Source organism: Roseitalea sp. MMSF_3546 (genome assembly GCF_030732865.1).
Classification (GTDB): Bacteria; Pseudomonadota; Alphaproteobacteria; order Rhizobiales; family Rhizobiaceae; genus Roseitalea.
On the sequence record NZ_JASHKB010000049.1, the window covers coordinates 1 to 8,515 of the forward strand.

The 8,515-nt window shown below is 54.3% G+C and carries 8 protein-coding genes; 7 read left to right on the forward strand and 1 reads right to left on the reverse strand.

Features of this window, described 5'->3' with window-relative positions; genetic code table 11:
- Positions 1–73 precede the first annotated feature (73 nt).
- The gene (locus tag RBB34_RS19510; RefSeq protein WP_306120916.1) at positions 74–2,377 is read left to right on the forward strand and encodes a restriction endonuclease subunit R; all 2,304 of its coding nucleotides are present in this window, start codon (positions 74–76) and stop codon (positions 2,375–2,377) included.
- A gap of 473 nt (positions 2,378–2,850) precedes the next feature.
- On the opposite strand, the gene RBB34_RS19515 is transcribed toward RBB34_RS19510, so the two are convergent.
- Entirely contained in the window at positions 2,851–3,714 is an 864-nt protein-coding gene (locus tag RBB34_RS19515; RefSeq protein ID WP_306120917.1) for a hypothetical protein, read from the reverse strand.
- Positions 3,715–3,878: 164 nt separating this feature from the next.
- Between RBB34_RS19515 and RBB34_RS19520 the strand changes: the two genes are divergently transcribed.
- The 6 genes from RBB34_RS19520 (at position 3,879) to RBB34_RS19545 (ending at position 8,334) form a co-directional block, all read left to right on the forward strand.
- The gene (locus tag RBB34_RS19520) at positions 3,879–4,007 is read left to right on the forward strand and encodes a hypothetical protein (RefSeq protein WP_306120918.1); all 129 of its coding nucleotides are present in this window, start codon (positions 3,879–3,881) and stop codon (positions 4,005–4,007) included.
- Positions 4,008–4,076: 69 nt separating this feature from the next.
- Positions 4,077–4,259 (forward strand): hypothetical protein, encoded by a 183-nt coding sequence (locus tag RBB34_RS19525; protein WP_306120919.1) that lies wholly within the window; start codon positions 4,077–4,079, stop codon positions 4,257–4,259.
- The gene (locus RBB34_RS19530; protein WP_306120920.1) at positions 4,246–5,916 is read left to right on the forward strand and encodes a type IV secretory system conjugative DNA transfer family protein; all 1,671 of its coding nucleotides are present in this window, start codon (positions 4,246–4,248) and stop codon (positions 5,914–5,916) included. The genes RBB34_RS19525 and RBB34_RS19530 overlap by 14 nt, the downstream gene beginning before the upstream one ends.
- A gap of 3 nt (positions 5,917–5,919) precedes the next feature.
- Positions 5,920–6,264: a hypothetical protein gene (locus tag RBB34_RS19535; protein WP_306120921.1), complete on the forward strand. Its 345-nt coding sequence runs from the start codon at positions 5,920–5,922 to the stop codon at positions 6,262–6,264.
- A 73-nt stretch (positions 6,265–6,337) separates the two neighbouring features.
- On the forward strand, positions 6,338–6,709 hold the full coding sequence (locus RBB34_RS19540; protein ID WP_306120922.1) for a hypothetical protein: 372 nt from the start codon (positions 6,338–6,340) through the stop codon (positions 6,707–6,709).
- Positions 6,706–8,334, forward strand: coding sequence for a recombinase family protein (locus tag RBB34_RS19545; RefSeq protein ID WP_306120923.1), 1,629 nt, complete (start codon positions 6,706–6,708; stop codon positions 8,332–8,334). Before RBB34_RS19540 ends, RBB34_RS19545 begins: the two co-directional genes overlap by 4 nt.
- Positions 8,335–8,515: the final 181 nt, after the last annotated feature.

An 8,515-nucleotide genomic window follows, 5' to 3' on the forward strand; every position in this document is an offset into this window, starting at 1 on the left:
CGATCCGCGATCATCGCATCAAGCAAAGCTCCGGAAAAGCAGGCGCTAATGCGCTCTTGAAAGGTAAGGCGGCATGACAGGACGCGGCAAGGAAGCCCTTCAGTTGATGAACCCGCTTTGTACCCTGCGCTACTCGGCAACCCACGTGGACAAGCATCACATGGTCTATCGCCTTGATGCCGTGGATGCCTACGAACGGGAGTTGGTGAAGCAAATCGAGGTTGCAGCGCTTGAGGTCGAGGGCGGCCACAACAAGCCCTATGTGAAACTGATATCGACCCACAACCGAAGCGGCTCGATCAGCGCGAAGATCGAGGCCGACTTCTTGCGCGGCGGCAATGTGCGCAGAGACGTGATAACCGTCGAAGACGGCGATGATCTTGAGCAAGAGACAGGCCGCGCGATCTACGAGAATTTTCGGGTCGGCACGATCACCGTTGGCAAGGACAATGAATCGCTTGAGCTAAGCATGCCTGGCGGTGAGGTCACGCTCCGACCTGGAGAAGAAGTCGGCGGGGTCAATCCTGACGACCTGAAGCGCCTGATGATCAGCCGTACGATCAAGGAGCATCTGGACAAGGAAATGCGCTTCGCGGCCCAAAAACGCGAGGTGAAAGTGCTCAGTCTGTTTTTCATCGATAGCGTGGAATTCTATCGTCAGTATGATGAAGACGGGAATATCGTGAAGGGCAAGTACGCCCTGATGTTCGAGGAGGAGTATCGGAAGCTGGCAAAGCATCCCGACTATCAGACACTCTTCGAGAAGGTCGATCTCGATGTCGAGGCCGATGAAGTGCACAATGGCTACTTCTCCATCGACAAGAAAGGCGGTTGGACGGAAACGGCTGAGAATAACCAGGCCAACCGCGACAACGCCGAACGCGCTTACAACCTTATCATGAAGGACAAGGAGAAGTTGCTGAGCTTCGACTCGAAGCTCAAATTCATCTTCTCGCACTCAGCGCTGAAAGAAGGCTGGGACAATCCGAACGTCTTTCAGATTTGCGCGCTGCGCGACATGGGTTCGGAGCGCGAACGGCGGCAGACACTTGGGCGAGGCCTTCGCCTTTGCGTCAATCAGGCCGGAAACCGCTTGCGCGGCTTCGATGTGAACACGCTGACCGTCATTGCAACGGAGAGCTATGAACAGTTCGCAGAGAACCTTCAGAAAGAGATCGAGGCCGATACCGGTATCCGCTTCGGCGTGGTCGAAAAGCACCAGTTCGCAAACGTGGCTGTCACTGCTGAGGACGGCACTGTCGCGCCGCTTGGCGTGGATAAATCTGAGGAAGTCTGGGATTTCTTGAAAGATCAGGGCTTCCTAGACACACGGGGCAAAGTGCTGGACACGCTCCGTACAGCACTCAAGGACGATACGCTCGAACTGCCAGAAGAGTTTTCCGAACAAGAAGCCGACATAAAGGACATCCTTCGCAAGCTTGCAGGTAAGCTCGATATCAAGAATGCGGATGAGCGGGTGACGATCCGCACACGCGAGGCAGTCTTGGAGAGCGAAGAGTTCAAGCAGCTTTGGGATCGGATCAAGCACAAGACCACCTATCGCGTGGACTTCGACAATCCGAAGCTCATTGAGGATTGCGCCACTGCCATTCGTGATGCGCCGCCAATCACGAAAACGCGGGCCAGGTTTCGGAAAGCCGACATTGCTATCGGCAAAGGTGGTGTGCAGGCGAATGAAGGTGATACATCGGCTTTCACTTCGATCAATGAGAGCGACATCGAGCTTCCCGATTTGCTGACCGATCTTCAGGACAAGACGCACCTAACGCGCAGAAGCCTTGTCGATATCCTGACAAAGAGCCGACGATTGCAAGACTTCAAGAAAAACCCGCAGGAGTTCATCGACATTGCTGAGGAAGCAATCAATCGGACCAAGCGCTTGGCACTGGTTGACGGCATTCGCTATCAGCGTATTGGGGACGACCACTACTACGCGCAAGAGCTTTTCAAACAGGAAGAGCTAACGGGCTACCTCAAGAACACGCTGGAAACGCAGAAATCCGTTTATCAGCACGTTGTCTATGATTCCGCTGGTGTCGAAAAGCGCTTCGCAGAAGACCTTGAAGCCAATGAGGCCGTGAAGGTCTACGCAAAGCTTCCGCCGTGGTTCAAAGTGCCGACGCCTCTCGGAACATATAACCCTGACTGGGCGGTTCTGGTCGAGGATGACGGACAGGAGAAACTGTACTTTGTCGTCGAGACAAAAGGAAGTGGCTGGTGGGATGATTTGCGCCACAAAGAAGGAGCGAAAATCAAGTGCGGCGAACGGCACTTTGCGGTGCTTGCTGAGGGTGAAAATCCGGCTCGCTATATCAAATCGACTTCAGTCGAGGACATGTTCAAGCACGCTGAATGAGATAGGGTTTCAAGGGACGCGATATGTCCCTTGGCCGTGATCCATCTTCGGCAAGATAGCGGCATCCAATCGGCGGACGGTTTGTCTCGATGAAATCGTCTCCATGAAATGGCGCGCATCCAATCCGCGGAGGGTTGGCCACACGGCGTGGCCTCAATGGCATTGTCTCCATGAAATGGTCTGGATTTCACAAGGGCAGGAACACCCTTTGATCGATGGGTGCAGGGAGAGCGAAGTCTCCCGCGAGTGTTTGAACGACGATACGTTCTATTGGCTCTGGAATGGGTTCAATGCCCAGAAAGAGGCACAGCCTGGGGGATGCAACGGGGGCGCGCAGCGAGCCCCCTTGCCAAGAGGTTTTGTACTACAAAACACATCTTGCTGTTTCGCGATTTTGGGAGTTCGAATAAGTATTTGCTAAGCAGGCGTTTGAATTACAAACACTCAACTGCTGGCAATGATCTGGTTCGCGATCAAGCCTCACCATTAAGCGCACAGCCTATCCATGACCTGATGTCCCTATCAACGCCGATAGCAGGTACAACTTCTGACAGAAAGTCCACATTGTTGGCTCTGTAGGCGATAAAGAGCGTGCTAGCGTGAGGCCCTTCACCCGTCACGCCCATGACACTTCCTCTCAATTCATGAACCGGCTTTTCACCGTCGATCATAGGTCTAAGTGCATGGATTGCGCTGAATTTGATGCGCGCTTCGTCCTTGCCAAATCCGAGAAGAAATAGGTTCGAACCGGAAGCGAAGGCAACGCCTTCGTCGGTTTCTTCTACGGATATGTTGCCCCTCACATCGTCCTTATAGTCCTGTTCCTCCCAGTATCGAGTCAGGCCTCCCACCGTCTGGAATATCAACTTTGAAATTAGTACGCGATCATTGCGTGCGGGGGTTGTCCAAGCCCTTCGATACAGCCTGTACACACCATCGAGATTGTTGAGCCCTTCAAAGCGAAGTTTTGAAAGGGTCTCCTTTTGCGCGGCGACAAATGCCGCAAAACCGTCAGGCAAATCGGGTGACGGATTGTAAATGGCTGTTCGAAACTCCTCGGACCGCTCCAAGAATTCATAGACCAGCCGCTTCTTGTGGGGCTGAGCTCGCATCAACTTTTCAAGCCCGCCTTGCTGCCATCTCTCGATGGTGGACGGCGCAATCAAGCTGATCTTTCGTTTGTGCTGATCACCACTGCGGGCGGCGTCTTTTAGCGCGATCCGCTGATCACTATCCAACGCACCCGCAAGGCGTCCCAGCGCACCGCGTTCTTTGGCCAAGAACGTGAGCGCCTCCAAAAGTCTCTTGTTGTGGTCTTCGGTCTCAATCCAGGGCATCGAACCGACTCCGCAAATCTCCGCGTCCGTGCGGAGATTTGCATAACACTTGCGGAAATCAATCTTCTTTTTGAGCAGAGCATCTCGGCGGTGAACGCCTCATCTTCAACGTGTCGAAAGCGAAACCGGCTGATCAACGCCGGTCCAAATGCAAAGGACACGAAATGAAAATCTCGACCCAGAAAGCCAAAGAGGTCGGCAAGGGCGGCGGTCACGTCAGCACCAACGGGCTCTCACACCAAGATAAGAACCGCATCGATAAAGCGGTCAGCGATGGACGCAAGGGCAAGTAGCCCTGCGCGAACCGGCAGGGCGAGCTTCGCCCTGCCTCAACAGCCCAAAGCCAACACCGGAACATTCAGATGAAGCACACCCGCACCTATCGACCGATCCAACCGTTCTGCGCGCTTTGCGGGCATGCCGCTCATTGCCGTGCCGCCGGTGGCAATCCGGCAAACTGTCCCTACCGCGAAGAATTTGAAACCAACGACAAGCGCAGACGCGCCATTACCCGCAAGAGAATGATCAGCCGTGAAACGCTCTAATAACAAGAAGCGAGACTCTGCCAACGCCAGCCTCCTGATGGGCATGGGCCTGATTGGTCTTGGAGCTTACTGGCCCGAGATTATCGGCTCGGCTCCCGACGCTGCGGAGCAACTCTATATTGGGGCCTTCCAGGCTCTTGGCGGTGTCGCCACCTTTGGCGGTATCACCGGTCATTATCAGAACTGGCGACAGCGCCAGAGACGAAAAGAGGCCGAAAAGACTTCCGGCACGTTTGGCGAGGCACGATTCGCCACGCTCGAAGATTGTGAGGAAGCGGGCCTGCTCGATCCTCGTGGGCTTTATCTGGGAATGCTGGACGGCCAACCGCTGTTTATGCGCGGCAAGGGCCACCTTTTGACGGTAGCACCTGCTCGCCAGGGCAAAGGCATCAATGTGGTGCTTCCCAATCTGTTGCACTTTCAAGGATCGGTCTTTGTTACTGACCCCAAGGGTGAACTGGCCGCTGTTACGGCGAAGCATCGCGCTGAACGCCTAGGACAGAAGGTGTTCTTCTTAAATCCTTTTGGCCTGCATGGCCTGCCACAGCACCGGTACAATCCTTTGCAGGCGCTCTTTGATGCAGCCAATGATCCCGCTCGTTGCCGAGAGGCACCTGACTTGGCGAAGGCTATGGCTCTCGACCTCCTTCCCGAACCGGAGGATTCAAGAAACCGGTACTTCCGAGAGGGGGCACGTAAGATCATGCATGATCTAATGCTGCACCTCGCAACCCTCGGTGATCCGGCACTGTGTACGCTACCGGAGCTTTGGCGACTGATTTCCAATCCGCGAAAGATCATGCGCGCCGCTCAAGACATGCAGAAGTCGGATGCCTTGTTCGGGATGGTCAGTGATCTCGGCTACGACCTTGCCGCGCAGATTGAAGATAACGCTGATCAGTTTGCCGACTTCCGGCAAGGCGCGATGCAGGTGATCGACATTTACAACCCAATTGGGTTTCTCGGTGAATGCGTTAGCGGTTCAGACTTTGATCCCAGTAAATTCAATAAAGAAGGCACCTCGCTCTACGCCATGCTGCCACAGAGCAAGGTCGAGTCACACGGCGAATGGTTGGGCAATGTTGCCAACCAGTTCATCAAGGATGTCTGCAGTTCCCCCGGGGATAAGGAAGCTCTCTTCCTGCTCGATGAATTTGCCAACATGGGCAAAATGAACGGTCTCGCGGAGAACCTGACTGCTTTACCTGGGTATCGCGTCCGTCTCTGGCCCTTCGTGCAGGAGCTCTCGGAGCTTGTGCGCATCTACGGACCGAACACCACGCGAACCGTGATGTCACAAGCTGAGGTGAAACAGTTCTTCGCTATCCAGGATGACGGGCTCGCACAGTCGCTGTCGGCCGCTTTGGGACAGCGGACGGTCAAGACCCGCAATTACAGCCTTGGGCAATCCGAGAATGACGAGGTTGGCGAAAGCTTGAGTGAAACGGGCAGACCACTCATGGCCCCTGACGAGATCAGACTCATGAAAGCGGACGAGCAGCTGCTGTTCGTCAAGTCACTACCGCCGATCAAGGCCAATCGCTTGCCCTTCTGGTTTGTCGAACCGTGGGCTTCTTGGGCCAGAAGCAATCCAATTGAGGGTGGCTACCCCGTCGAAAAACCGCTTCTGCGCCTGAAATACTCTGAGAAGGACTGAGACATGGGTGATTTGAAAGTTGAAGTTATAGGTGCAAAGCGCGCCCGCACGCGCAAACGCAAGGCCCTGCCCGTTGGCCGGTGGGTGCGTGCCTTTCTGATGCGCCCGCGCCTCCTTGGCTTTGGGGCATCGGTCGCGTTCTTCGCTCTCGTGGGCACTCCCCACGTCGGTTGGGACTATGAGTGCCGTCACCACAAGAGCCACGGGCAACCGTGCCACTCGGTCAGTTATTGCGCCTACTACGGTGTGCAGGGACGGCGCGTGGTTTTTCCTGAAGCTAGCGACCAATGCAAAGTGATTACTTTGCTGCGACCGCAATGGGAAAACAGAACCGCCTTAAGTCACTGATGAATCGCCCGAAACCCTAGTAAAATTGCGGCTTTCCAGCGATTTTGCTATAATAGAACTAGGAATTAGAACTATGGAATACGGAGATTTTGACGATATCCGTGAGGACGAACGCGCCGAATTCGGAAAGTCGATTTCTTGCACGTTTGAGGCCTCCGCCCGCAACGTCGTGCATGTTGATTTCAAGAAGTATCAGCACTGGCTCGATAAATCGGACCTGAACGAAGACCAAAAGCAAGAGTTTCTCGAAGCCATTTGGTCGGTTGTCGTCTCGTTTGTCGATCTTGGGTTTGAAGTGCATCCGCTTCAAGAAGCATGTGGACAGAAATCACAAAGCGGCAATGAAACCCCCTCTGATTCCTTCAATCATGTAGTCTCAGATCAGTTAACCGACGGAAATATTGAGCTTAATTCCAAGCTCCGCCACGATGAGGAGGAGACATGAATGAAGGTAACGAAAATTCGGCTGCTATAGAGAAGGCAGTCATCTACTGTCGCGTATCCAGCGCCAAGCAGACTGTGCGGGGCGATGGGCTGTCTTCGCAGGAAACCCGCTGCCGCGAGTTTGCGAAATATAAGGGCTATGACGTTGTTGAGGTCTTTCGCGACGACACATCAGGAAGCCTTACCTCGCGCCCTGGCATGCAGGCAATGTTGGGCTATCTAAACTCGCGTCGGGACGATCCGCACGCCGTCATTATTGACGACATTAGCCGCTTAGCACGCGGGCTGATGGCGCATTTTGAATTGCGGGTCAAAATCGCTGACGCAGGCGGCGTTCTCGTTAGCCCGTCCATCGAGTTTGGTGAGGATTCAGACTCTCAGCTTGTCGAGAACCTCCTGGCATCGGTATCTCAACACCAACGCCAGAAGAACGGCGAGCAGACCATCAACCGTATGCGCGCACGCGTGCAGAACGGCTATTGGGTCTTCCAAGCGCCTGTTGGATATCGCTACGAGCGCTCAAGCGGACATGGAAAGCTGCTTGTTCGGGACGAGCCGAATGCTTCTGTCATCCAAGAAGCCTTGGAAGGCTTTGCGTCTGGCCGTTTTGAAACGCAAGTCGAGGTCAAGCGTTTCCTGGAACGACAGCCTACTTTTCCCAAAGACCTGCCGAACGGCGAGATTCGCAATCAGCGCGTAACTGATCTGCTGACCCGCGTTCTGTATGCGGGATACATTGAATCACCGAATTGGAATGTCAGTCTTCGCAAAGGCAAGCACGAAGGTCTTATCAGCCTAGAGACGCATGAGAGAATACAAGCGCGCCTCAAGGGAACCGCGAAGGCTCCTGCGCGTAAGGACATCAATGCAGACTTCCCGCTGCGCGGGTTTATCCAGTGCGGTGATTGCAGCAAGCCCCTGACAGCTTGCTGGTCGCAAGGAAAGCACCGCAAGTATCCTTACTACCTTTGCGCAAACAAGGGTTGCGAGAGCTATCGCAAGTCGATCAAGCGTGATGCCATCGAAGCCGAGTTCGAGGCTGTTCTGCAAAGCTTGGAGCCGTCAGAAGGCTTGTTCCAGCTTGTACGTGCGATGTTCAAAGACGCTTGGGACATGCGGCTTGGTCAGGCGCGTGAGGCCACCAAAACCCTTAAGTCCAACGTTGCTCAGGTAGATAAGCAGATCGAGAAGCTCCTTGACCGTATTGTCGGCGCAAGTAGCGACGGGGTCGTATCTGCGTATGAGAAGCGAATAGCAAAGCTTGAACGAGAAAAGGCGCTGGCGGAGGAAAAGCTCCTGAATGCAGGCAAGCCTGCCCATACCTTCGAGGAGTCGTTCGAACACGCGATGGGTTTTTTATCAAGCCCTTGGAATATATGGAGAAATTCCAATCTTATAGGCAAAAAGAACGTGCTTAGACTCGCGTTTTTAGAGCCTCTGGCCTACTGCCGGAAAAACGGACTTCGAACACCTAATTTAGCCTTTCCATTCAAGGCTTTAGAGGGTTTTTGTGCTAACAAATGCGAGATGGCGCACCCGAGAGGATTCGAACCTCTGGCCTCCGCCTTCGGAGCTGGCTTAATGGCCTTTCCGAATTGCGCGACAGAGCACGCCAGAGCACGATAAGCTACTGCTTCACATAGACTTTCTGAATCGACGCTCCGAAAACTCTATCCCGCGACAACCCCGGAATTTGCTCCCAAGTGCTTACGTGGTGCTTACGCGAAATCCGTAAGCGGTGTTGTGATCACACCTTGGCGGCGTAATTCCAGGGCAGCAACTCGTCGATCCGGCTCTGCATGTGACC